Origin of the sequence: Enterobacter cloacae complex sp. IR5384 (genome assembly GCF_049237265.1) — a bacterium.
In the GTDB taxonomy this organism is placed as follows: domain Bacteria; phylum Pseudomonadota; class Gammaproteobacteria; order Enterobacterales; family Enterobacteriaceae; genus Enterobacter; species Enterobacter cloacae.
Window position 1 is genome coordinate 40,157 of sequence record NZ_JBMKHJ010000006.1, and the last position, 23,949, is coordinate 64,105.

Consider the following 23,949-nt stretch of genomic DNA (forward strand, 5'->3'; position numbering starts at 1 on the left):
GGCATTGTTCGCTTACTGCGCCGTACTTTTCACCGGCGCAGCCTCATCATTCGCCGCAGGCGGATTCTGCGGCACGCTGTCACACGGTTTCTCTTTCGGACAGACCAGATCCAGCATCTTCAGCGTCACGCCGTTGCTCCAGCCGAATCCATCCTGTAGCGGATACTCACCGCCGCCACCGCCCGTACCGGTGGAGGAGACATCATATTTCTCCACCAGTTTCTGCTCGCGATCGTAGGTATGCTGAACATTTTTCAGGAAGCGCCAGGTGACATCCATCGCGACCTTGTCCTGTCCATAATTCTGCAACCCTTCCGTGGCTACCCACTGCAGTGGCGCCCAGCCATTGGGGGCATCCCATTGCTGGCCGCTGTTTACGGTGGTGGTGGTGATGCCGCCCGGTTTCAGCAGACGTGAGGACGTCGCTGCAGCCACTTTATCCGCGCGATCCTGTGCCGCGGCCTTCACATACAGCGGGAAGAGGGCTGCAGCCGTGAGCTGATTACGCACCTTCTTACTCTTCAGGTCGTAATCCGCATACCATCCCTCTTTATCGTTCCACAGATACTTCTCCATCGCCTTCTGGCGCGCCGTGGCCAGGGCTTCATATTTGCTCGCGCTGGCGGCATCGCCGCTCTCCTGGCTTGCCCGGGCGAGCAGTTTTTCCATCTTGAACATCAGGGCGTTCAGATCCACCGGCACAATACTGGTGGTGCGGATGGTGCCCAGCTTTTGCGGATCGTCCATCCAGCGGGAGCTGAAGTCCCAGCCTGAGGCCGCCGCAGAGCGCAAATCGCGGTAGATTTCGGTTGCCGGGCGGTTAGGGTTGCTTTTGGCGGTGGTGATATCGTCAAGCCACGACTCCGGACGCGGTGTGTCGCGGTCATCCCAGTAGCGGTTAAGCAGCGAGCCATCCTCCAGCTTCACCACGCGTTTGTTGGCCTCTCCGGCCTGCAGCGCATCTGCGCCCTCCATCCAGTAGGCGTACTCCTTTTCCATCTGCGGACGGTATTTCTTCAGCGCCTCGCTGTCGTGCGTGGCCAGCAGTTCCACCATCAGCGAGAAAAATGGCGGCTGGGAGCGGCTCAGATAGTAACTGCGGTTGCCGTTCGGAATGTGCCCCCATGTATCCAGCTCGTAGGCAAAGTTGTCCACCATATCGCTGATTTTGTCCCAGTGGCCGCTTTCCGCCAGCCCTAACATGGTGAAATAGCTGTCCCAGTAGTAGACCTCGCGGAAACGCCCGCCCGGCACGACGTAGGATTTCGGTAAGGGCAGGAGTGAATCCCATTTGTTACTGGCTTTATCAGTGGTACGCGTCAGCACAGGCCACAGCCCGTCAATATGCTCACGCAGGCTCTGCCCCGCAGGAGGAACATATTTTTCCCCTTCCGCGGGAAGCGTGAAGTTCATATCAACAAAATGGCGTAAATCAAACCCGGACTGACGACGCTGCATGCGGTAGTCGGCCAGGATCGTCAGGGGATCGCTTTTCGGTACGGCATCGGCAAAGGTTTTTTGATCGGGGAAGAGTTTGGCGCTCTGGACATCGTTGAAAAGAGGGCCGAGCAAGATATCCGGTGAATTTGTCTGGCCAGAGTTCATCTCTTCCGCGTTGCCTGTCGCGGCAACCGCGAGCAGCGCACTGCCCAGAACCAGAGGTAAGAGGCGAGGGCGCAGCTTTTGAGGTGTTATCATCGGTGCTTCTCCTTATTTCGCTGAGCAGCGGTCACGCTGTAATCATTCACCAGAAAACCTTAGTCGAATATTCCGCGCTTCGCGTGTCGAACATCGCACTTTGCACAAATCCAGACAATTTACCGTTGCGTTTAATGCCCCGGTGGCGCGGCTGAAATATTGATATTGTGAATGGCTGTAGGCGAGAAAATAAATTGCGATCCGTTACGCATAATTTTCCGGATAAAGGCTTTCTTTTAATTATCCCGATCACATAAAGCAAAAAACATAACTTCATGGTGAAAAAACATAATGGATCGCCTCGTTGCGCTCAGGCGAAATTATTGCCAAAGCAGAAACCGGTTTCATCAATAAGGAGTAACGTGATGTCAGTGAGTGAAAAAATTCCGGTCCGGGAAAAAATAGGCTACAGCCTTGGAGATGCCGCGAGTCATATTGTTTTTGACTCCTCGGTCGCCATTCTGGCGTATTACTACACGGATATTTATGGCTTACCCCCGGCCGTAATGGGAACCATGTTTCTTTTGGTCCGCTTATTAGATGCCATTACCGACCCCGTTATGGGAGCGATTGCCGATGCAACATCCACTCGCTGGGGACGTTTTCGTCCCTGGCTGCTGGCGATATGCGTTCCTTTTGCGGTGAGTTGCGTGCTGGTATATTCCATACCTGATTTTTCTGAAACCGGGAAAATTTATTATGCCGTTGGCGCGTATATATTTATGACCCTGATGTATACCGCCATAAATATCCCGTATTGTTCTCTGGGGGCGGCGCTGACGTCCGATCCGCGTGAAAACCTCTCGTTGCAGTCCTGGCGCTTTGCCATTACGCCAATTGGCGGGGCGCTCGGCACCGCGTTGATTCTGCCCCTGGCGGACTATCTCTACCCCGGCGACAGGGCGACCGGCATCCAGGTGGCGATGGCGCTTTTTGGCGCAATCGGCTGCGTGATGTTTATCATTTGTTTTGTCACCACCAAAGAGCGCGTCCAGCCGATCAAAGAGGAGAATCTGAACATCGCCCGGGACGTTAAAATCCTCTTTCGTAACGATCAGTGGCGCATTCTCTCGATCTACAACTTTATGATGCTGGTGGCGGTGGTGATCCGCGGTGGTGCAGTGGTCTATTACGTGAACACTGTTCTCAACAAGGGGGCTGACGTCATCTCGTTCTTTATGTTGGGTGGGATGCTGGCCTCGATGTTTGGTTCGGTTCTGGCGCAGCCGTTCGGGACCCGTTTTTGCAAGGTTAAACTCTCGTTCTGGATCAATATTCTCAACGCTGCGTTAGGCGTGGCCTGCTTCTGGCTGCCGCTGGAGTTCTGGGTCATTCCACTGATTGCCCATGTGTTCATTCAGATTGTCCAAGGCGGTAACGGCGCGTTGCAGTGGTCAATGATCACTGATGCAAATAATTACGGTGAATGGAAAACCCAACGTCGTATTACAGGTATGAATGTTGCGGCCAATATTTTCGTGATTAAGTTGGGTGTCGCCGTCGGTGGTGCCATTCTGGGGTGGGTGCTGGCCTGGTTTAATTACCAGTCGAACAGTACCGTACAGTCAGAATCCGCCATTCAGGGCGTTATTTTATTGTTCACGTTAATCCCATCACTCTTTTATTTACTCACCGCATTCTCGATCAAATTTTATAAATTAACTGAAAACGTCATGAATGGCGTGGTGAGTGATTTAAACAAAGGCGAATTCGCTAACTCTTAATAGTTGAAGCAGTAAGCCGATAATTCATTTGAATTATCGGTGAGGTTCTCTGTGTCCGTCAGGAAATAATGATTAACTCACGAGGATGGAGTCGATGAAAGTGAAAAATATTGCACTGCTCGTCAGTGCGTTTTGTTCTACCGCAGCAATGGCAGCAAATGATACCCAACGTCTGGAAGATAAACTGGCGCAACTGGAGGCGCGCCTCGAAAAGGCCGAAACAAGGGCAGCAAAGGCAGAAGCACAAATTCAGGTTCTTGAGCAACAGCAGCATCCCGTGGTAACTGCAAATCCTGTGGTGGTTGAATCCACAGAGCCTGCGACAGCGCAAACGGCACCTAAGCTTACGTTATCCGGCTACGGTGATATTAAATTTTATGGTGACGTTGAATTTAATATGGATGCGGCCAGCAAGACCGGCAGTTTAACGTCCATGAAAACGACAGCCAATAAAGACTGGGCACCCGGTAACCATGAACGCTGGGATATTAACGGGCGTTTGCTGCTGGGGTTTGACGGCTATAAGCGAATGGAAAACGGCAATTTTGCCGGTTTCTCCGTACAGCCGCTGGCGGACTTGACGGGCAAAATGAACCTGGATGACGCGGTCTTCTTCTTTGGCACGGAAAACGACTGGAAGGTAAAAGTTGGTCGCTTTGAAGCCTATGACATGTTCCCGCTTAACCAGGATACCTTCGTTGAATATTCCGGCAACACCGCTAACGATCTCTACGGCGATGGTTACGGCTATATCTATATGATGAAAGAGGGGCGGGGGCGTAGCGACAGCGGCGGTAACTTCCTGATGAGTAAAATCCTGGGCAACTGGTATCTCGAGGTTAACACGCTGCTGGAAGACGGCAGCTCGCTGTTTGTTGACCAGCAGTATCATGGCATGGACCTGGATAACGATAAAAACGTCGCCTACGTCCGTCCGGTGATTGCCTGGCAGGAAGGAAACTTCTCGACCGCCATCGCGATGGAGAGCAACCTCGTCAACAATGCCTACGGCTACCACGATGCGTCCGGAAGATGGGTCGACCAGTCTGACCGCACCGGCTATGGCTTTACCATGACCTGGAACGGGCAAAAAACCGATCCGGATGACGGTATCGTGGCGAACCTGAATACCGCCTACATGGATGCTACCGACGAGACGGATTTCACCGCGGGCGTGAATGCCTTATGGCGCAATGTTGAGCTGGGCTATATCTACGCGCATAACCAGATCGATAATTTCAACACCGCCAACTTTAATGCGGATTGTGATGGCGACTGCTGGGTGACCGATCCCGGTGATTATGATATTCACACCATTCATGCGTCGTACCTGATCCCGAACGTCATGAAGATGAAGAATTTCAATATCTATCTTGGCGCGTATGCCTCCTGGGTTGAAGCACATCCGAATGACGGCGATGACCGTAACGACGATCGCTATGGCGGGCGCGTGCGCTTCAAATACTACTTCTGATGTCCTGCGCCAGTCAGGCCTCTTCCGGGGTCTGGCTGGTCTCCCGCAGCGTGCCCGGCGCATGGCCGATTATTCGCTTGAACGCCCGGCTAAACGCCGCAAGGGATCCGTACCCCAGGCGCAGCGCGACCGTTTCAATAGGCTGATTTTCATGGCGAATGTACTGAATGGCCAGGCGCATCCTCAATTCGCTGAGGTATTTCGCCGGGGTGGTGCCCGTCGCGGCGAGAAAACGTTCCGCAAACACCGAGCGGGAGGTGCCAGCCTCTTTTGCCAGATCCGCCACGCTCCAGTTCAGACCCGGCTGCTGGTGCATGGCGTAAATGGCCCGGCTCAGACGCGGGTCACGCAGTACCTGCACCCAGCCGGTGGCTTTTCCGCAGCCTCCTTCAACCCAGCCCCGCACGATTAGCGCCGCCACCACGTCCGCCAGCCGCGCGAGGATCCCGGCGAATCCGGCCTGACGCGTCATGGATTCGCGTTCCATCGCCGCCAGCAGCGGGTGGATCTCCGGCCAGGTGGACATCAACCGGCTCACCATCATCACCTCCGGCATCGCTTTAATTAGCGGCTGCATTCCGCCCAGTTCAAAGTCCATGCATCCGCTGAAAATCACGGTGTTCTCGCTGTCCGGGCAGGGTTCGCAGGTGATGGCGCAGACCGAGCCGCAGATAGGCTCGCTGGGAAACGCGCTAACCGGCGTGATGGTTGCTTTCTCGTCAGACAGCAGGGCGTGCGCATTACCGTTCGGAATAAAAAGGGCATCGCCGCCGCTTAAGGTGAACGTTGCGCCACTCTCCATACGCAGCAGGGCGCTGCCGCGGCTGACAAAATGAAACTGTGCTTTGCCCGGCGCCTGGTGGAACGCCACGCCGAAAGGCGCGCTGGCTTCAATGCGGCGGTATTTCACGCCCGACAGGCGCATTCCGCGCAACAGCTCGCTAATCAGATCGGGGGACTGAGCGGTCATGGCAAAACTCCGGACGAATAATCAATAAGTGGAGATTATATGTCATAGATCGTCCAGGGTGAACACTCTATCCTTTTGCGACAGTTGTCACATTTTCATAACGGGAGATCAACAGATGAGTTCATGTGTCGCGGCGAGAGAGGCTGTTGTGCCTGCAAAACCCGCCTGGCGGGCCGTCTATTCACTGGGGCTGGGGGTGTTTGGTTTGATCACGGCGGAGTTCCTGCCCGCCAGTTTGTTAACGCCCATGGCCGCAAGCCTGGGCGTAACGGAGGGGATGGCTGGGCAGGCAGTGACCGCCACCGCGCTGGTCGCGCTGGTCACCGGATTGCTGATCACCCCGGCGACTAAAAGTATCGACCGTCGCTGGGTACTGATGTTTTTCTCGGTGCTGCAAATCGTCTCCAGCCTGCTGGTGGCTTTTGCACCCACGCTGCACGTACTGCTGATGGGACGCCTGCTGTTAGGGATTGCCATCGGGGGATTCTGGGCGATGTCGACCGCCACGGCGATGCGTCTGGTGCCTGCCGATAAAGTGCCGAAAGCGCTGGCGGTGATCTTCTCCAGTGTGTCGATCGCCACGGTGGTCGCGGCCCCGCTGGGCAGCTATCTTGGCAGCCTGATTGGCTGGCGTAACGTCTTTATCCTCTGCATTCTGCCGAGCATGCTGGCGTTGCTGTGGCAGCTCTGGGTACTGCCGTCAATGAAGCCGGAGAGCAGCGGCAGCCTGGGCACACTGTTCCGCGTGCTGCGTCGTCCGGGAATGATCGGTGGAATGCTGGCGACCATTCTGATCTTCAGCGGTCATTTTGCCTTCTTCACCTATCTGCGTCCGTTCCTTGAAACGGTGGGGCAGGCAAGCGTGGAGAGCATCTCGCTGATTCTGCTGGGCTTTGGGATTGCCAACTTTATCGGTACCTCCGTAGCCGGACATCTGCTGGCGCGTAATCTGCGCCTGACGCTGGCGCTGGTACCGTTCGCCATGGGCGTGCTGGCACTCACCATGGTGGCGTTTGGTCATCTGGCGATACTGGATGGATTGCTGGTGGCGATGTGGGGCTTTGCGTTTGGTCTGGTTCCGGTGGGCTGGTCAACCTGGCTTGCCACGACGGTGCCAGATGAAGCCGAAAGCGCAGGTGGTTTGCTGGTGGCCTCTATCCAGCTGGCAATCAGCGCCGGTGCGGCCGTGGGCGGGGCGGTATTTGACCTCAACGGCGCCAGCGGCGTCTTTGCCGGAAGCGGTTTCCTGCTGGTAACGGCGATGGTGATTGTGTTGATGGGCGTGAAGGTTAAGGCGGAGTGAATTATTAGCCGGGTAAGCGCAAGCGCCACCCGGCTTAAACCTTACAACCCTTTCTTATCCATCAGCACCGCCAGATCCACCAGGCGGTTAGAGAAGCCCCACTCGTTGTCATACCACGCCAGGATCTTCACCATCCGACCACCAATTACCAGGGTGGAGAGACCGTCAATAATTGAAGAGCGCGGGTCGCCCTGATAATCGCTGGAGACCAGCGGTTCATCGCTGTATCCCAGAATGCCTTTCAGTGGCCCGCTGGCCGCGGCTTTGCGGAACGCATCGTTCACCTCTTCGGCCGTAACGTCACGGCTCAGCGTCACCGTTAAGTCCACAATCGAGACCACCGGAACCGGTACGCGCAGGGAATAGCCGGTCAGCTTGCCGTCCAGAGACGGGATGACTTTCCCCAGTGCCTTCGCGGCACCGCTGGAGTACGGCACAATCGACAGGGCTGCTGCACGTGCGCCGCGCAGATCTTTTTCCGGCTGGTCGTGCAGCGCCTGGCTGTTGGTATAAGCGTGCGTGGTGTTCATCAGGCCATGCTCAATACCAAACTGCTGATGCAGGACCTGAGCAGCCGGGGCCAGGCCGTTCGTGGTGCAACTCCCGTTGCTCACTACCACGTGCTTAGCCGGATCGTACTGCTCGTGGTTAACGCCCATCACCACCGTCAGATCGTCATTTTTACCCGGCGCGGAGATGATGACGCGCTTCGCCCCGCCGTGGGTGATATGCACCAGCGCTTTTTCGCGCTCGGTGAAGAAACCGGTCGCTTCAATCACCACGTCAACGCCCGCATCCCGCCAGGGAATATTCGCTGGATCGCGTTCGCTAAAGACGGTAATGCGCTGGCCGTCAACCTGCAGCGCGCCGTCCGCCGCTTCAACGGGTGCCGGTAGCGTGCCGAGCAGGGAATCATGCTTAAGCAAATGGGCGAGGGTTTTGCTGTCCGTCAGATCGTTAATCGCCACAATCTGCAGGTCCGGATTGCCCAGCGCTGCGCGCAGAAAATTACGTCCGATACGGCCGAAACCGTTAATGCCGACCTTAACCATAATGCACTCCTTATCTCTGTTGTCTGGAGTCACTGTAGGCTTCAGGCCGGATGGCGTAAACGACAAAAAAGGATCACATTACGCCATTTTGCGGCAGTGAAAACGCTGACGGTATTCACCGGGTGTGAGGTGGAGCTGTTTTTCAAATACGCGACGCAGGTTGATGCTGGTGCCAAATCCGCTTTTCTCGGCGATAACGGACAGCGGATCGTCGGTCTGTTCAAGCAACTGTCGGGCTGCGGCAAGGCGCGCTTCGGTCACATAGCGTGCCGGAGACGCCCCCGTGTCGCGGGTGAATACCCGGGTGAAATTGCGCGGGCTCATGGCTACTTTTTCCGCCAGCTTTTCGACGCACAGATCGGCCGTCAGGTTTTGCAGCATCCAGGTTTGCAGCTCGCTGATGGGGCCGGAGGAGCCGGACTGCGACAGGTTATAGCGGCTGAACTGTAGCTGTCCTCCCGGGCGGCGCAGATACATCACCATATCCTGCGCCACGTCGCGCGCGAGGCTGAAGCCATAATCGTCTTCCACCAGCGCCAGGGTCAGATCAAAGCCGGAACTCACGCCACCGGAGGTCCAGACAGGGCCATCCTGAATATAGAGCGGCCCCCCCTCAACACGGATGGTGGGGTACTGCGCTTGCATGGTTTCCAGCAGCCGCCAGTGGGTGGTTGCCCGACGGCCGTCAAGCAAACCGGTCTGGGCCAGCAGCATTGCGCCACCGCAAATGGAGGCGATCCGCCGCGCATGGGGGGCTGCAAGATGCAGCCAGTCCACCACGGCGGTGCTCTCCTGCTCGTTCATGCCGCGCCCGGTAATGATGATGGTATCAAGCGGCTCACGGGGATCCAGCTCCGGCAGGCGATAATCTGCCAGCAGATTGAGACCGGACTGGCCGTGGATCACCTGGTGCGGCTGGGTCGTGGCGATGATGATGCGATAGCAGGGCTGCGCAAGGCCTCCCGGATGCAGGCGGTTGGCTTGCATCAGAATGTCGGCGATGCCGGCGGCTTCAAACAACATGCCGCCGTCAGGAACAATAATCAGGATCTTCTTCATGTCCTGAAAAGTACCTTTATTGCAAAATAAGTCAAGCGGAGGGCAAGGGAGTTAACGGGCGCTACGCGCCTTTCTGGCAAAGCAAAGTGATTTAAGTTCTTTGTTATTTCAGGCGTTATCCCGGATCGTCAGCATATTATCTCTGGCGAAACGGCTCTGAAGGAATGGGTAAACGAAGCTCCCTCTATTTACATCCGCAGCAACGCGACCAAATTCACCATCTCGCCTCGGGGTTTCTCTGGCGAACCGAACTGCCCACGTGGCTGTTGATCGCCACCATTTATGGCGGCTGGTTCTCGACGCTGGCGTTCTGGCACACCCTCGGTCTGCTGCCTGCCACGCTGTTGCTGATTGGGTTTACCGCCTGGTATATGTCCCTTCAGCATGAATTGATCCACGGCCATCCCACGCGTTTCGTGTGGCTGAACCAGCTCTTTGGCACGCTGCCGCTGGCGGTCTGGTATCCGTATGGCCTGTACCGGGATTCTCATCTGGCCCACCATCGTCACGACCATCTCACCATTCCGGTGGATGACCCGGAGTCATACTACTTTACGCAGGCGAGCTGGGCGCGATTGTCGCCCTGGCAGAAGCGGGTGATCCACGCCCGAAACACCTTTACCGGGCGACTGTTGCTGGCGCCGCTGCTGGATATTCTCCAGACGCTGGGCAGCGCGGTGGCGGCGTTTCGCCATCTTCAACTGCGGGCGATGGTGATGTGGCTTGTGCATATAGCGTTATTGGCGCTGCTTTTTACCTGGATGATGCACAACGGTTTCTCTCCGCTCTGGTTTGTGCTGGCGGTAAGCTACCCGGCGCTGACGCTGACAAAAGTACGCTCTTTTCTCGAACATCGCGCGGCGGACGACCCGCTGGCGCGTTCGGTGATTAACGAAGCAGGCTTGTTCTGGCGCGTGCTGTTTTTAAATCTTTACTACCATTCAATACATCACGATTTACCCGGCGTGCCCTGGTACGGGCTGAAGACGATCTATCTGCAAAACCAGCAGGCGTACCGGGAGCGTAACCACGGGTTTCTGGTGAGAGGGTATGGCGAATGGATGCGACGGTTCTGGAAAACGTCGGTGGACGTCACCGTACATCCAAGGCGTCAACAGGAGGAAGGACATGAGTAACCGGCTGGCGTTTCCGATGTATGCGGTGGATAGTACCGATACTCTTGCCCTGTGGCGGGCCGTCCAGCGTCTGCTGGTGGCGCGTGGTCTGCCGGTGGAGGAGCTTATTCCCGGCAGGCCTGAGCCTGATCTGCTGGCACACTGGCAGCAGCCTAATCTTATCCTGAGCCAGACCTGCGGCTACCCGCTGATGACACAACTGCCGGAGGTGCAGGTCGTCGGCTGTTTTCAATACCGGGTACCGGGCTGCGAAGGGATAAATTACTGCAGTTTTCTGGTGGTACGTGATGAGGATAAACACCGCACGCTGGCTGATTTTCGCGGACGGCGGGTGGTATGTAACGCGCCCGATTCCCAGTCTGGCTACAATGCGCTGCGCAAACGCGTGCCGTCACGTGCGTTAAACGCCTGGTTCTCAGAGGTTATCTTTAGCGGCAGCCATCGCCAGTCGCTGATCGAGGTAAAACGTGGGGGAGGGGATATCGCGGCGATCGACTGCGTGACGTATGCGCTGTTGCAGCGGCATGAACCGACCCTGCTGGCGGAGCTAACTGTGATTGACCAGACGCCCCTCACGCCAGGACTGCCGCTGATCACTGCGTCCGGCACCGCACCCGAAACGCTTCATGCCATCCGTGATGCGCTAACCACGCTGGTGAGCGCCCCGGAATACCGGGGCGTGTGTGATGCGCTGTTTATCGGCGGGTTTAGCGTCGTGGCGCGTGAGGCCTGGTCTGTGTTAACCGGGATTACAGCGGACGGATCTCTTTCGAGCGCAGGGTGAGGCGGACGGGCACCGATTTATACGACGGCGTGCCGCTCTCTTTATCCAGATAGTCGAGCGGAACCAGCACGTTAGCCTCAGGATAGTAGGCCCCGACCGAGCCCGGGGCGATGGCATATGCCACCACAGTGATATCCTCCAGACGCTGAGCGCTGCCTGGCAGGGCGGTTTCGATATCCACCCGATCGCCGTGCTCCAGTCCTGACTGCGCCATATCCGCTTCATTCATAAACAGCACGTCGCGACGGCCAAAGACGCCCCGGTAGCGGTCGTCGAGAGCGTAAATCGTGGTGTTGTACTGGTCGTGACTGCGCAGCGTGATCAGACGCAGGACGTTATCGCCTTCACCGCTGGCATCCTCATTGACCCCTTCGAATACCGAGAACATCGCTTTGCCCGTCGCCGTCGGCCAGATACGTTTCGTGGGCGGCAGCGGCATACGGAATCCACCGGGTACCCGGATCCGCGCGTTATAGTCCTCAAAGCCCGGAATGGTCTGCTCAATCAGATCGCGAATGCGATCGTAATCCGCAACCAGGTGCATCCAGTCCACGCGGGTTGTCTTCAGGGTTGCTTTCGCCATGCCGGCCACAATAGCCGGTTCGGCGCGAAGCAGAGGAGAGGCGGGTTTCAGCTTGCCTGAGGAGGCATGAACCATCGACATAGAATCTTCAACGGTAATGGACTGACGTCCGCTGGCCTGCATATCCAGTTCCGTGCGGCCAAGGCAGGGTAAAATGAAGGTCTCTTTACCCACCAGCAGGTGCGTACGGTTCAGCTTGGTGCCAACGTGCACGCTCAGATCCAGCTTACTCATCGCCGGGAAGCCGTTTTCGTGATCGGGCATCGCCACCGCAAAGTTGCCGCCGAGGCAGATAAGCGCTCTGGCACGACCGTCAATCATGGCCTGGGTTGCCTGCACTGCGTCATGGCCATGGTGAGAGGGCGGCTCAAAGCCAAACACCTCCTTAAGACGGTTCAGAAATGCCGGGGTTGGTTTCTCGCTTATCCCGACGGTACGGTTTCCCTGAACGTTAGAGTGGCCGCGCAGCGGACAGATCCCCGCACCGGGCTTGCCTATATTGCCGCGCAGCAGCAGCACATCGGCGATCAGGCGGACGTTGGAAGTCCCTTTATTATGCTGCGTAATGCCCATGCCGTAGGTAATGATGGTGGCATTCGATTTCGCGTAGGCATCAGCAACCTGTTTCAGCGCCGCCTGGCTCAGCCCGGACTCGCGCTCAATGGCGTCCCAGCTCGTTTGCGCAATGTCTGCCGCAAAGTCTTCAAAGCCCTGTGTGTGTTCGGTGATAAACGCGTGGTCGAGCACGTTGCCGCGCCCGGCTTCCATTTGCAGCAGGTGTTTGGCGATGCCTTTTAGCGCGGCGGCATCGCCACCGGCTTTAACCTGAAAGTAGGTAGAGGCGATGTCGGTAGAGCTGTAGGTCGCCATCTCAATCACGCTCTGCGGATCGGCAAACCGTTCCAGCGCGCGCTCGCGCAGCGGGTTCAGGACGATGATCGGCACGCCGCGGCGAGCCAGTTCATGCAGGGTGCCCATCATACGCGGATGGTTGGTGCCGGGATTATGCCCGATGGAGATAACCAGCTTCGTCTTGTCAAAATCGTCCAGCGAGACGGTGCCTTTCCCGATACCAATAGAGCGCGGTAAACCGACGCTGGTGGCTTCGTGACACATGTTGGAGCAGTCGGGAAAATTATTGGTTCCGTACTCACGGGCAAAAAGCTGGAACAGCCAGGCCGCTTCGTTGGAGGCGCGGCCAGAGGTATAAAACTCCACCTGGTCTGGTTCAAGCCCACGCAGAACCTCGCCGATGCGTTCGAAGGCATCCTCCCACTCAACGGGGCGGAAGGTGTCACTTGCCCGGTCATAGCGCAGGGGATGGGTCAGGCGCCCGTATCCTTCCAGCTCAAAGTCAGATTTTGCCAGTAACGACGTAACGGTGTTATGAGCGAGGAACTCAGGGGTCACCCGTTTGCTGGTGGCTTCCCAGGTGACCGCTTTTGCCCCGTTCTCGCAGAACTGAAATGTGGATTTATGCTCTTTGTCTGGCCACGCGCAGCCCGGGCAGTCGAAGCCGTCAGGCTGGTTGGTGCGCAACAGCGTGGCGGGAGCATCCAGGGCATCCATCTGTGTTCGCACGGCAATTGCCGTCGCTTTTAATGCTCCCCAGCCGCCTGCAGGGCCGTCGTAAGGTCTGATGCCGGGAACGGCACGTCGTTTGTTATTCATTCCAGATTACCCTGTTAGACCGCCGGTCGTGCATGATGCGGCTGAGAAAAATTAAAGAAATCATAACAAATTTTTATCATGTCGATAATGTGTCCTGACAAGGGGGGCGTGAATGCGACAATGTTAGTGACAGTAAAATTTCAAATGAAAAGGCGGGCAGGGGAACCTGCAATATATTTACCCGACGATGCTGAAGGCGATAAAGTGAACAATGCGCCGGGGAATAAAGATGTAGTCCTGCTTAACTGTTAATTCACTGCGGGCGGTGTAAATCGTGCCTCTAAGGGATTAAAGGCACCTGGTTATTTTGCGCCGTAAAATTAATTTTTTTCATCGTCTATGAATTGTCTTAATTCAGGGCGGAAAAGTCATCGCTATTAAAGATACGCTATCAATGCAACAAATAATTCATGGAAGATATATTCATACTCTCCCTGAAAAAATCCCTATTCTACTAATTATGGTAGTGGCGATAATAGCAGTATTGCGTTAATGACAATGGTTCTCTTTTGATTTTTTCATTTCTGAATCAATGGTTTGCGTTAGAGGAACGCATAATAATAAGACAAATTCAGCAAAGTAAGTTTTTTTCTCAGATTAATCCTATAATGAGTCGGGTGCTTCATTAAGCAGCAGTTGTGAGGAAGGAAATATTGAATTGGTGACAAGCTCATGTAAACTTGTTTACCGTTTGTCAAAATATGTCAGGAAGACGCTGGGCCTTATTCTGAAGGGCTCGTGCGGTAGCTATGCCCGAATAATAGTAACGCCCCGAAAATATCCTGGCTATTTTAACGATAGCACTTAAGTCAAACTTCATCCCCTTTATCTCATCATCGAAATATCGCTACGGAAAAGCATATGAAAATGCGCGTATTGTTTTCACTTCTGTTTGTAATGGCGGTGGCGGGCTGTAAAGCGCCGCAGAAACCTGTGGTCACCGACGATACGATCGTGACCAGCCAGGTCAACGGCGTCACCTTAACCCACCGTCATGCCATCACGCCTCCTGCTGAATTCACTCAGGTTAACGAGCCATACCGTGCCATGTATCCGGCCTCCCTGATGAGCCGCCCTGATTTCGGTGGGAAAGTGGTCAGTACGCTTGTCACCGGTAAAACCTACGTGGTGCTGGGGCAGGTTGAACACTACTGGATGGCGCTTGCCGATGAAGGACAAGACCAGCTGATTGGTTACGTTCCAATGCGTGCGGTAATCAAAGCCGATCAGTACGAAGCCACCGTGCGTAAACAGGCTATTCGTCCTAAGGCGCGTAAAAAAGCGACCTGTGTCGATGTCGATGGTAACAGCAAAGCCTGCAAAGACAGCGCTAACGGTACCTGGATCCTGAACTAAACGGCTTTTCTGAGCGTATTTTTATGAATAATAAAAATTTTCATAAGCTGTGGTTCGTCTTTTACGCGGTGATATTCGCCCTGGTCAGTGGTTGTTCGTCGTCTTCACACAGCGACCCCTCCCGCTACAATCTGCAGTTTCAGGCTCATCCACAAATCAATGATTCTGCGCCGCTTAAAGTCAGAGTGCTGCTGTTGAAGTCCGATGCGGATTTCATGTCCAGTGACTTCTATTCCCTGCAGAACAACGCGTCAGCCACGCTTGGCGCGAATCTGCTGAACAGCGATGTTTTCTTCCTGATGCCGGGCCAGCTTTCGAAAACCCTTAGCGGACAAAGCTCACCCGAGGCGCGCTATATCGGTGTTATGGCCGAATATCAGATGCTGGATGGAAAGAAATGGCGTGTCTCACTCCCACTGCCTGTTCCGGGCGAAAACCATCTCTACCAGTTCTGGAAATGGTCATCCGATGAACTCCAGGCCAATGTCTTTCTCGACATAAATGGCATCCGGGTCATCAGCCAGTAACGCGCTTAAAAACAGGAAACCTATCATGACCAAAGCAGAGAAGGTCGTCTGGACCGAAGGCATGTTCCTGCGTCCACACCATTTTCAACGGACAGAAAGTTATCTGCTCAACCACGTTCGGGAATGGGGTGCGCTGCAGCGATCGTATCTTTGGGGCTTCCTCGATGTTGAACTGGACGAAGCGATGCTTCGCCAGGGCTGCATTGCCCTGAGCTACGCCAGCGGCGTGCTACCCGACGGTACGTTTTTCCAGGTTCGTAACGGGCGCAATGGCCCGGCCCCGCTGAAAATTCCTGACAATCTCACCAACGAAAAGGTGGTGCTCGCGCTGCCGGTACGTAGGGGAGAGCGTGAAGAGGTTATTTTCAGCGAAGAGCCCGCGTCACTGGCGCGTTTCATCGCCTTCGAGCAGGAGGTGGAAGACGATAACGCCATGTCGGTGGGGGATGCCACGGTGCAGTTTGGCCGTTTACGTCTGACCCTGATGCTGGAAAAAGATCTGACGGCCGAATGGACGGCGATTGGCATCGCGTTTGTCGCGGAAAAGCGCAACGACAACCATGTGCGTCTGGATAGCAGCTACATTCCGCCGATGCTGAACGCCTGCAACAGCCCGCAACTCTACAGCATGGTCAACGATCTCCACGGCTTGCTGGTGCAGCGCAGCCAGCAAATTGGGGGGCGTTTGCGCCAGCCTGGCCGCTTTAACACCTCAGAGCTGATCGAATTTACGCTGCTGTCGCTGGTTAACCGTCAACTGGGCGAAGTCTCCCATTTAAAAACGCTCCCGCTGCTGCACCCGGAAACGCTCTGGCGCAGCTGGCTGCCGTTTGCCACGGAGCTTGCCACCTGGACCTCGCAACGCACCGCCGAAAGCGTGCTGCCGATTTACGATCACGACGACCTTGCGGGATGCTTCAGCAAGCTGATGCTGATGCTGCGTCAGGGGTTGTCGCTGGTGATGGAAGATCAGGCCATTCAGCTGCCGCTGAACGAGCGCTCCCATGGCCTGAACATCGCCACGGTGCCGGAGACCAGCATGGTGCGCGAGTTCGGCTTCGTCCTGGCGGTCAAAGCCAACGTGCCGGGCGAACACCTGCAAACCCATTTCCCTGCCCAGATGAAAGTCGCGCCGGTGTCGAAAATCCGCGATCTGGTTCAGTTACAGCTGCCGGGCATCATGCTGCGCGCCATGCCGGTTGCGCCGCCGCAAATCCCATGGCATGCGGGCTACAGCTACTTTGAGCTGGAGAAGGGCAGCGAGCTGTGGCACGAGATGGATAAGTCCGGTGCATTCGCCCTGCATCTCGCAGGGGAGTTCCCGGGTCTTGATATGGAGTTTTGGGCCATCCGTAGCCCGACTGAATAATAAAGCGAGCGCTTAATATGCAGGAACGACAGGATACCGGCAGTGATGCCGCGTTTACCGGAGCCAGTAGCAACAATCAGCTGGTGGCGGCCGCTAATCCGCTGCTCAACGCGATTCCGCAAATCCGTCATTCGGTGTCTCATGACGATCAGGTGGCACTGCGCCAGCGTCTGATCGACGAGATTCGCCGTTTTGAAGTCCGCTGCCAGCAGGCAGGGCTGGCGTATGAGGTGATCGTCGGGGCGCGCTATTGCCTCTGTACGGCGCTGGATGAAGCCGCGGCGCTGACCCCCTGGGGCAGCAGCGGTGTCTGGTCAAGCAATGGTCTGCTGGTCACGTTTCATAACGAAACCTGGGGCGGCGAAAAGTTCTTCCAGCTGCTGGCGCGTCTGTCGCAGAACCCGCGTGAACATATCCTCCTGCTGGAGATGATCAACTACTGCCTGCTGCTCGGTTTCGAAGGGCGCTATCGGGTTCTGGATAATGGCCGCACCCAGCTGGAAACCATCAAGCAGCGGCTGTGGCAGATGATCCGTGGCGTGCGCGGCAGCTATCCGGCACCGCTCTCTCCACACCCGGAAGATCGTCCCGTGCTGCGCAAGCTGTGGCGGCCGATGGTGCCGCTGTGGGCCTGTGTCGCGCTGGCCGGGTTTATCGCCTGCCTGTTCTACATCATTCTCAACTGGCGTCTTGGCGACAACACCAACCCGGTACTGGCGAAGATTTACCAGTCTCAGTTGCCTGAAACCACCATTCAGCAACCTGCGCGTCAACTGCCTGCGGTGCTCAACCTGCGTGGCTTCCTGAAGCCGGAAATCGACGCCGGTCTGGTGGCGGTGAAGGATGAAGCGGATCGCAGCGTGGTGATCCTGAAAGGAGACGGGCTGTTCGCTTCAGCCTCTACCGTAGTGCGTGACCGCTATGAGCCGGTCATCAACCGGATTGCCCAGGCGATGAACAACGTCAGCGGCAAAATTCTGGTGGTGGGCTACAGCGATAACGTGCCAATTCGCAGCGCGCGCTTCGCCTCCAACTATGAACTCTCTTTGGATCGCGCCCGGTCCGTGCAAAAAATGTTGCAGGGAAGCCTCTCGCAGCCTGACCGCGTGAAAGCGGAAGGGCGGGGAGAGATCAATCCTGTGGCGCCAAACAATACGCCTGAAAACCGCGCCCGTAACCGCCGTGTGGAAATAACTCTGCTGGTGTCGCCTGAAAATACGCAGGCTGAGCTGAACGGATTGCCGCAAGGAAACTAAGGATGCTGACGACTCTTCTTTCCATACTGACCAATCGCATTCTGTGGAGCTTCCTGGGCGTTACCGCGCTGTCGGCGGTGATCTGGATGATTGGTCCGCTGTTATCCATCGTGGATACCCGCCCGCTCGAATCTGAACAAAACCGCATCATCAGTATTGCGGTGGTTTATCTGCTCTGGGCGCAGGGGCATATTCTGCCGCGGCTGTACAACGCCTGGCTGAACCGCAAGCTGATGGACAAGCTTAATGAAAACACCGCCAAACCGGACGCGGCCGATCCCCAGAAGCGGCTGAACAGCGAGGAGCAGATCCTCGCCGGACGTTTTGATGAAGCGGCGCAAATGCTGAAGAAAGCCCACTTCAGCAAAGCGGGACACGGTGCCCAGTGGACGCAGCGCTTCAGTACGCAATATCTCTACCAGCTGCCGTGGTACGTCATTATCGGCGCACCGGGCGCCGGTAAAACCACGGCGCTGGTCAATTCCGGCCTGCAATTCCCGCTGGCGGATCGATTCGGTAAAACCGCTCTGCGCGGCATTGGCGGCACCCGCAACTGCGACTGGTGGTTCACTAACGAAGCCGTCCTGCTGGACACTGCGGGCCGCTACACCACTCAGGAGAGCGAGCAGGTTCAGGATGCCGGGGAGTGGCTGGAATTTATCGGCCTGCTGCGTAAGTATCGCCGCCGCCAGCCTATTAACGGCGTCATTATCACCATCAGCATTTCCGATCTGCTGACGCTCTCGCCGGAGGCGGCGCGCCAGCAGGCGGTCAACCTGCGCCAGCGGCTGTCTGAGCTGCATGAACAGCTGGGTATCCGCTTCCCGGTTTACGTGATGGTGACCAAGGCGGACCTGCTTAAAGGCTTCCGCGCCTGGTTTGCTGACTACGACAAAGCGCAGCGCGACCAGATTTGGGGCTTCACGCTGCCGTGGGAACAGACCAAACACGCCGATTTCGACTTGATGGGGAACTTCCACCAGGAGTTCTCGCTGTTGCAGCAGCGTCTGGACGCCGGGCTGCCGGAGACCATGCTGAAAGAGCATGACGCCAAAACCCGTGCCGAAGCGTATCTCTTCCCGCAGGAGTTCGCGGCGCTGCGCCCGCTGCTGGCTGACTACCTGAGCACGGTCTTTGCCCGCTCTAACTTTGAGACCGAGTTCTCCCCACGCGGAATATACTTCGCCAGCGGCACCCAGGAAGGCATGCCGTTCGACCGCGTCATGGGTGAACTGAACCGCGCCCTGTCACTGCCGGAAGGGGCAGAGGCAGAGAAGTGGGATTCGGTCAGTAAAGAGGCGCCTATCCCTGGTGCAAAAGGGCAGAGCTTCTTCATTAAAAACCTGCTGCAAAACGTCATTTTCCAGGAAGCCGGTATTGCCGGTGAAAACCGCTGGTGGGAACTGCGCAACCGCGCGGTGATCTGGTCCGGATACGCGGCGCTGCTGGCGCTGCTGGTGATCCTCGGCGGATTGTGGCTGACCAGCTATGCCAAAAATAAGGCCTATCTGGAAGAGGTGGACGCTAAAGTCCCGCAGCTGGAGCAGCAGAGTAAAGCGTTACAGAATCAGCCCCAGCGCGATCTGTTCGCGCTCCTGCCGCTGCTGAACAGCCTGGTCGATCTGCCGAAAAGCGAGGCCTTCGATGTCAACGACCCGCCGGTCTCCCGCCGTATGGGGCTCTATCGCGGGGATGACGTCAGCGATGCTTCCCAGTCGCTGTATCAGAAAGCGCTGGATCAGATGCTGCTGCCCGCCGTGGCGATGCATATCACCACCTGGCTGCGCAACGACAACGGCAGCGACGTGGAATACAGCTACGAGGCGCTGAAAGCCTACCAGATGCTGTATCAGCCTAAACACTACGACGGCAAATTCCTGCATTCCTGGGTGATGCTCAATTTGCAGCTTAATCTGCCGCAGAACGTGACGCAGGCGCAGCTGCAACAGCTGGAGTGGCACCTGACGCAGCTGCTGGAGCCAAAAATTCAGGCCTCGCCGTATGCTCAGGACGAAGCGCTGGTGGCTCGCGAGAGGGCACTCATCAACCAGCAGCCGCTCTCCACCCGCGTGTATGGGCGTCTGAAGCGTCTGCTGGAGCATGACGAAAACCTGAAGCCGGTCTCCCTGTCCGACCTGGGTGGCCCGCAGAGCGAACTGGTGTTCTCCCGCAAAAGCGGCAAACCGGTGAGCGAAGGCGTGCCGGGGCTCTACACCCCGGACGGCTACTGGAAGAGCTTTAACAGCCAGATTGACAGCGTGACCACGGCGCTGCACGAAGATGATGCCTGGGTGCTGGGCGCGACCACCTCCGGGGAAGACAAGCAGCAGATCGATAACGCCGTGCGTCAGCTCTACATGCGCGACTTTATCGCTAACTGGGATCGTTTCCTCGCTGACATTCAGCTTAACAACAGCGCCGATCTCTCGCAGCGCATCAACACGGCGCGCCTGCTCTCCGGCGCAAACTCGCCGCTGCGCCGTCTGGTGCAGAACCTGAGCCAGGTGCTGACGCTGTCGCGCAACGCGCCAGCGCCGGAGGACGCGGGGAAAGCGCAAGACCAGAGTAACCGCGCCACCCGTACGCTCGAAGCGCTGTTCAGCAATAACGACAATGCTCCGACGCAGGGGGCAGTAGTGACGCAGGCACCTGAACAGCTGGTGACCGACCATTACGCGCCAATGATCGAGCTGGCTCAGCCGCTGGAGAAGGGCGGCAAGACCATCGTCTTTGATGATTTCCTCAAGCAGGTGGATGAGCTGTATCGTTATCTGACCGCGGTGCAGGACGCTGCCAACAGCGGCATGCCAGCCCCGGGTGGTGAAGCAATCAGCCGTCTGCAGGCCAGCGCCGGGCGTCTGCCGGGCGGGCTGCAAACCATGTTCAGCAACATGGCGGTGGGGGCCAGCAGTGATACCCAGCGTCGCGATCTGGAAAACGTCCGTAAGCGCATTAACGTCGAAGTGGGTGGTTTCTGCCGTCAGGCAATTGCCGGTCGCTACCCGCTGGTGCGCAGCGCCAGCACCGAGGTGACGCCGGACGATCTGGCACGCATGTTTGCGCCGGGTACCGGGCTGATGGATACCTTCTTTCGCGACAACCTGACCAACAAAGTGGATACCACTCAGGCGAACTGGCGCTTTATGCCGGGGATCGACGGTAAAACGCTGCCGGGAAGTGAAGGACTGCTGCGACCGTTCCAGCAGGCCCAGTCCATTCGCGATGCCTTCTTTGCTAACGGTGCGACGACCCCCTCTTTCAAGGTGACGGTGCGTACCGTGCGGATGGATAACACCATTCTTAACCTGACGCTGGACGTTGACGGCCAACTGCTGCGTTACAGCCACGGTCCACAGGCGGTGCAGATCATGAACTGGCCAGGGCCGGGCGGCACCAACCAGGTGCGTATGCAGCTGGGTCTGGCCAACGGCAGCACCGCGACGCTGGTAACCAACGGCGCCTGGGCCCTGAACCGCTTCTTCGATAAAGCGCGCACCAGCCCTGGGGCAGGTAGTCTGAGCCGTCAGGCCACGTTCAACGTCGATGGCCATCAGGTCACGCTGGAGTTTGCGCCGAACAGCATTCGCAATCCGTTCCAGCTTCCTCGTTTCTCATGCCCATAACCGCAAGGACAGCCGTATGACGAATACCCCTGCGATGAACCGCTACAGCTGGTATGGCAAATTACCCAGCGCCGGAGATTTTTTGCAGCGTCGCTTTCCTGACACCCTACAGCGTCAGTGGTCACACTGGTTTCAGGTCGGCCTGCTGGCCTGGCAACAGGAAGAGCAGCGCAGCGGCGAACGCCAGTTTAACAAGGCGCCGGTGTGGAACTTTGTTGTCCCGCCGATGCTGGGCAGCCAGATGATCCAGATGGGCTGCCTGCTGCCGGGCCGCGACAGCGTGGGCCGACAGTACCCGATCTGCATTCAACTGAGCTTCGCCCCGTCAGAGTGGTCGACCAACCTGCTCAGCCAGGCTGAAAGCTGGTATCAGCAGATTGGCCGTCTCGGGCTGCATGCGGTGCGCAACAGTTTTTCCGCCTCGCAGCTGGATGAGATGCTGATGTCAATTCCGGCGCCGCAGCCCGTCGAGCCGCAAAAGCGTTCCGACATCCTTGATGTGATTGGTTATGACGAAGACGGACAGAGCACGCTGGGCTGGCCTCAGGCGGCGGAGTGTTTTGACCCGCTTCGTCAGACCAGCTACTGGTGGACCAACCGCTGCGACGGCTACCCGCTCTACACCCACGTCCACAGCGGAAACTTCACCGGGCAGCTCTTTACGCTGCTGTTCGATCCGGCTGGCGGCGCCCGACCAGGCCGTCACGGTCTTTATCCGCCTATGTTTGAATAAGCAGGGATCACATGAATATCGAAGAATTTCTCGCGCCGATAAGCCCCGAAAAACCCTGCGGCGACAACCTTGAGTACGACGCCGATTTTCAGGCTATGGGACAGGCAAGCCAGGGTAAAGCGGAACAGCAGTTCGGCGACACGATCATTCCCGCCGAGCCCGCTGACTGGAATACGGTAGAAAAGCTCGCCACCAGCCTGCTGGGGCGCACCAAAGATCTTCGCGTCATGCTGGCGTTAACCCATGCCTGGACCCGACGTCGTGGGCTGCCGGGCTACGCGGACGGTCTGCTGCTGGTGCAGGAGGCGATCACCCGCTACTGGGAGCCGCTCTATCCACTGCTGGAGGAGTATGGCGAAACGGACCCGTTCTATCGCATTAACGCCCTTGCCGCGCTGAGCGATAAATCTGACCTGACCGTCGCGCTGCGAAACGCCTCGCTGCTGCGCTCAAACGGCGATGAAATTTCGCTGCGTGACGCGCAGGCATTGCTGGATGGCAGCAAAACCGAATGCCCGGATTATCCCGGCGGCCGCCCAAGACTGATTGACGAACTGGCGCGCGGCGACCAGCCAGGTACAGAGGCCGTCATCCTGATTAATGAAAGGCTGCTGGCCATTCGCGATCTGCTTAGCGGTTACCTTGGTGAAAGCGGCGTACCGGAAATGGAGCAGTTGCTGAAAACCGTGGGCCTGGTTGCCAGTGCCTGTCAGGTGACCGACATCAGCAAGCTGCTGCCCAATCGGGATGCGCAGGCGGAACACCACGCTGAACCGCAGATGGTGGCCACCCAACCCGTGCAGCAGGTCACCGACTGGCGCAGCGTGCAGGTTACCAGTCGCGCCGACGCCCAGCTGATGCTGGAGAAAGCGAAACAGTATTTTGCGCAGTACGAACCGAGCCACCCCGCACCGCTGATGATTGAACGGGTGCAGCGGCTGTCAGAACTTAACTTTATGGACATTATTCGCGACCTGGCGCCAGACGGCGTTAACCAACTGGAAAATATCTTTGGACGCCGCGAATGACGCGTCCAGGCATTATGACGACGGGCACGGAGCTTGTCGTTTCACCTTCACCGCGCATCTTTGATGGAGAACATCATGGCAATGAGTAACAGTGGGCAGAAATTTATCGCACGTAACCGTGCCCCCCGCGTGCAGATCGAGTACGACGTAGAGATCTACGGTGCAGAACGTAAAATTCAGCTGCCGTTCGTGATGGGCGTTATGGCCGATCTGGTCGGCAAACCGGTGGAAAATCTGCCGGCCGTCGATGAGCGTAAATTCCTCGAAATCGACATTGATAACTTTGACGAACGCATGAAGGCGCTTAAGCCACGCGTGGCGTTCCAGGTGGATAACACCCTCACCGGCGAAGGCAAGCTCAACGTCGATCTGACCTTCGACAGCATGGACGACTTCCTGCCGGATGCGGTGGCACGCAAGGTTGAGCCACTGAACAAGCTGCTGGAAGCGCGTACTCAGCTTTCCAATCTGCTGACCTACATGGACGGTAAAAACGGCGCGGAAGAGCTGATCGCCAAAATTCTGCAGGATCCGACGCTGCTCAAATCCCTGAGCCAGTTGCCGAAAAATGACGAAAGTGCGAAAGGTAGCGAGGAGTAATCG

Annotated in this window: 18 protein-coding genes; 13 read left to right on the forward strand and 5 right to left on the reverse strand. The window is 57.0% G+C overall.

Annotated elements, in window-relative coordinates; genetic code table 11:
* Positions 1-12: 12 nt before the first annotated feature.
* The gene (locus ACOTX3_RS07560; RefSeq protein WP_127869008.1) at positions 13-1,698 is read right to left on the reverse strand and encodes an alpha,alpha-trehalase; all 1,686 of its coding nucleotides are present in this window, start codon (positions 1,696-1,698) and stop codon (positions 13-15) included.
* 365 nt (positions 1,699-2,063) lie between these two features.
* On the opposite strand from ACOTX3_RS07560, the gene ACOTX3_RS07565 reads away from it, so the two are divergent.
* On the forward strand, positions 2,064-3,422 hold the full coding sequence (locus ACOTX3_RS07565; RefSeq protein WP_127869007.1) for a glycoside-pentoside-hexuronide (GPH):cation symporter: 1,359 nt from the start codon (positions 2,064-2,066) through the stop codon (positions 3,420-3,422).
* A 94-nt stretch (positions 3,423-3,516) separates the two neighbouring features.
* Positions 3,517-4,896 (forward strand): carbohydrate porin, encoded by a 1,380-nt coding sequence (locus ACOTX3_RS07570; protein ID WP_127869006.1) that lies wholly within the window; start codon positions 3,517-3,519, stop codon positions 4,894-4,896.
* A gap of 13 nt (positions 4,897-4,909) precedes the next feature.
* Here the strand turns inward: ACOTX3_RS07570 and ACOTX3_RS07575 are convergent, their stop codons facing one another.
* Positions 4,910-5,866: an AraC family transcriptional regulator gene (locus ACOTX3_RS07575; protein ID WP_013096166.1), complete on the reverse strand. Its 957-nt coding sequence runs from the start codon at positions 5,864-5,866 to the stop codon at positions 4,910-4,912.
* Positions 5,867-5,981: 115 nt separating this feature from the next.
* On the opposite strand from ACOTX3_RS07575, the gene ACOTX3_RS07580 reads away from it, so the two are divergent.
* Positions 5,982-7,169, forward strand: a complete 1,188-nt coding sequence (locus ACOTX3_RS07580; RefSeq protein WP_013096167.1) for an MFS transporter — start codon at positions 5,982-5,984, stop codon at positions 7,167-7,169.
* Positions 7,170-7,210: 41 nt separating this feature from the next.
* Here the strand turns inward: ACOTX3_RS07580 and gap are convergent, their stop codons facing one another.
* Both gap and ACOTX3_RS07590 read right to left on the reverse strand, forming a co-directional pair.
* The gene (gene gap / locus ACOTX3_RS07585; RefSeq protein WP_020690860.1) at positions 7,211-8,221 is read right to left on the reverse strand and encodes a type I glyceraldehyde-3-phosphate dehydrogenase; all 1,011 of its coding nucleotides are present in this window, start codon (positions 8,219-8,221) and stop codon (positions 7,211-7,213) included.
* Positions 8,222-8,299: 78 nt separating this feature from the next.
* Entirely contained in the window at positions 8,300-9,280 is a 981-nt protein-coding gene (locus tag ACOTX3_RS07590) for a GlxA family transcriptional regulator (RefSeq protein WP_127869005.1), read from the reverse strand.
* Between the two features lie 164 nt (positions 9,281-9,444).
* Between ACOTX3_RS07590 and ACOTX3_RS07595 the strand changes: the two genes are divergently transcribed.
* Together ACOTX3_RS07595 and ACOTX3_RS07600 are read left to right on the forward strand one after the other, a co-directional pair.
* Positions 9,445-10,416 (forward strand): fatty acid desaturase, encoded by a 972-nt coding sequence (locus ACOTX3_RS07595; RefSeq protein ID WP_058678607.1) that lies wholly within the window; start codon positions 9,445-9,447, stop codon positions 10,414-10,416.
* Positions 10,409-11,200: a phosphate/phosphite/phosphonate ABC transporter substrate-binding protein gene (locus ACOTX3_RS07600; protein ID WP_058678608.1), complete on the forward strand. Its 792-nt coding sequence runs from the start codon at positions 10,409-10,411 to the stop codon at positions 11,198-11,200. Before ACOTX3_RS07595 ends, ACOTX3_RS07600 begins: the two co-directional genes overlap by 8 nt.
* On the opposite strand, the gene ACOTX3_RS07605 is transcribed toward ACOTX3_RS07600, so the two are convergent.
* On the reverse strand, positions 11,166-13,454 hold the full coding sequence (locus ACOTX3_RS07605; RefSeq protein ID WP_127869004.1) for an FdhF/YdeP family oxidoreductase: 2,289 nt from the start codon (positions 13,452-13,454) through the stop codon (positions 11,166-11,168). The two genes, ACOTX3_RS07600 and ACOTX3_RS07605, sit on opposite strands and share 35 nt — an antisense overlap.
* Positions 13,455-14,315: 861 nt before the next feature.
* Between ACOTX3_RS07605 and ACOTX3_RS07610 the strand changes: the two genes are divergently transcribed.
* From ACOTX3_RS07610 to tssB, 8 genes are all read left to right on the forward strand, one after another.
* A complete protein-coding gene (locus ACOTX3_RS07610; protein WP_058678610.1) occupies positions 14,316-14,810 on the forward strand; it encodes a hypothetical protein in 495 nt (164 codons plus the stop codon).
* Between the two features lie 23 nt (positions 14,811-14,833).
* Positions 14,834-15,337, forward strand: a complete 504-nt coding sequence (gene tssJ, locus ACOTX3_RS07615; RefSeq protein ID WP_013096175.1) for a type VI secretion system lipoprotein TssJ — start codon at positions 14,834-14,836, stop codon at positions 15,335-15,337.
* Between the two features lie 25 nt (positions 15,338-15,362).
* Positions 15,363-16,706 carry a type VI secretion system baseplate subunit TssK gene (gene tssK, locus ACOTX3_RS07620; RefSeq protein ID WP_020690866.1) on the forward strand — a complete coding sequence of 448 codons (1,344 nt, stop codon included), beginning with the start codon at positions 15,363-15,365 and terminating at the stop codon, positions 16,704-16,706.
* A gap of 17 nt (positions 16,707-16,723) precedes the next feature.
* Positions 16,724-17,962, forward strand: coding sequence for a DotU family type VI secretion system protein (locus tag ACOTX3_RS07625; protein ID WP_013096177.1), 1,239 nt, complete (start codon positions 16,724-16,726; stop codon positions 17,960-17,962).
* Between the two features lie 2 nt (positions 17,963-17,964).
* On the forward strand, positions 17,965-21,585 hold the full coding sequence (gene tssM, locus ACOTX3_RS07630; RefSeq protein WP_058678611.1) for a type VI secretion system membrane subunit TssM: 3,621 nt from the start codon (positions 17,965-17,967) through the stop codon (positions 21,583-21,585).
* Between the two features lie 16 nt (positions 21,586-21,601).
* On the forward strand, positions 21,602-22,318 hold the full coding sequence (tagF, locus tag ACOTX3_RS07635) for a type VI secretion system-associated protein TagF (protein WP_013096179.1): 717 nt from the start codon (positions 21,602-21,604) through the stop codon (positions 22,316-22,318).
* Positions 22,319-22,329: 11 nt separating this feature from the next.
* Positions 22,330-23,346, forward strand: coding sequence for a type VI secretion system protein TssA (gene tssA / locus ACOTX3_RS07640; protein ID WP_038419870.1), 1,017 nt, complete (start codon positions 22,330-22,332; stop codon positions 23,344-23,346).
* A 75-nt stretch (positions 23,347-23,421) separates the two neighbouring features.
* Complete coding sequence (tssB, locus tag ACOTX3_RS07645; protein ID WP_008502644.1) at positions 23,422-23,946, forward strand: type VI secretion system contractile sheath small subunit; 525 nt, start codon at positions 23,422-23,424, stop codon at positions 23,944-23,946.
* The last annotated feature ends 3 nt before the right edge of the window (positions 23,947-23,949 follow it).